Origin of the sequence: Deferrivibrio essentukiensis (assembly GCF_020480685.1) — a bacterium.
In the GTDB taxonomy this organism is placed as follows: domain Bacteria; phylum Chrysiogenota; class Deferribacteres; order Deferribacterales; family Deferrivibrionaceae; genus Deferrivibrio; species Deferrivibrio essentukiensis.
In genome coordinates, this window is sequence record NZ_JAJAFU010000052.1 from 1 (window position 1) to 909 (window position 909).

1 pseudogene is annotated in these 909 nt (G+C 29.3%); it reads right to left on the minus strand.

The annotated features are described in order from the left end of the window. Window positions 1-811: pseudogene (locus tag LF845_RS11715) on the minus strand (transposase); the annotation flags it as partial. Between the last annotated feature and the right edge of the window lie 98 nt (window positions 812-909).

The window sequence follows — 909 nt, forward strand, 5'->3', positions numbered from 1 at the left end:
TAAATTCTCCTTTATGTGATATTAGGGTGACAGGATATAATTTTGATTTAATTTCTATAAAGCATTTCAAATATCCATATCTAAAATGTTTTCCGTTTTTATATCTTCTATTTATAGATTTATTTAACTCTTCAATATTTACGCTTTTCCCTTTATAAATTAAATGACGGTTGGTCTTCATTCTCACAATAAAACTTAAACATTCTTTTAGGAAATAGCCAAGATAAGCTCCATTATCATAGCCCCTATCCATTACCCATAAGCCTTTTTTACCAACATTAGTTACAAAACTTTCTACACTTTTTAAGCCTTCTGTATTAGCACTCTTAAAATCTTTACTCTCTGTGCTGTACATCCCAAGATAAGCAGGATAAGTTTGATTACTTTTGTCATCAAATAAACTTATCTGATTCAAATAATAACCCTCGAGATATTTACCTGTGCTACCATCTCTCACTTTACAGGACTGCTCAAAATTATTAGAAAATAAATGGCTTATATCTCCATCATCAAGGGCTATTATTGTACTATCATCTACTTTAGTAGATGCTTGTGATAATAAATAATCATTAGCTAATTCAAGTAAATTAGTCTTACCCTCAAGATGATTAAACAAACGTTTCATAGTGTTTTTAAGTTTTATTTTCTCATTCAGGCTTCTTGATATTTCAGTAATGTTACAACTTCCTGTTATTAATACCCCTGATACTAATTCCAGAATGAATTTACCATATGGTAGACTTACCTTACCTTCAAAGTTATGGACCATTACTCTAATTTTTCCCTTCACTTTTTTTAATAATTCAGTCATAATTAAACACCTCTTTTTGTTTGGTTGTTAGTTGTTTATGCAAATTCAACTATACCAGCGAAAAGAGGTACTTACAACTATTTTATTACAATTTCTTA